Source organism: Schumannella sp. 10F1B-5-1 (assembly GCF_006517535.1).
GTDB lineage: Bacteria > Actinomycetota > Actinomycetes > Actinomycetales > Microbacteriaceae > Schumannella.
The window spans coordinates 1-230 of the sequence record NZ_VHQH01000165.1 but is presented as its reverse complement, the minus strand read 5'-3'; the positions used below and the strand labels follow the sequence as shown (position 1 = coordinate 230).

1 protein-coding gene is annotated in these 230 nt (G+C 68.7%); it reads left to right on the top strand.

Annotation, left to right across the window (positions count from 1 at the left end; all coding sequences use genetic code 11):
* The coding region (locus FJ658_RS15310; RefSeq protein ID WP_141146227.1) for an alanine--tRNA ligase-related protein at positions 1-230 on the top strand (230 nt) is incomplete at both ends.

Below are 230 nucleotides of genomic sequence, written 5' to 3'. Positions count from 1 at the left end.
GGTCGACCGGCCAGCCGGGGCCTGCGGGTCCGTGCTCCGAGATCTACTTCGACCGCGGCCCGGCGTACGGCCCGGAGGGCGGCCCCGCCGCCGACGACAGCCGCTACCTCGAGATCTGGAACCTCGTGTTCATGCAGTACCTGATCACGAACGTGCGCTCGAAGGTCGACTTCGACATCGTCGGCGAGCTGCCGCGCAAGAACATCGACACCGGCATGGGCATGGAGCGC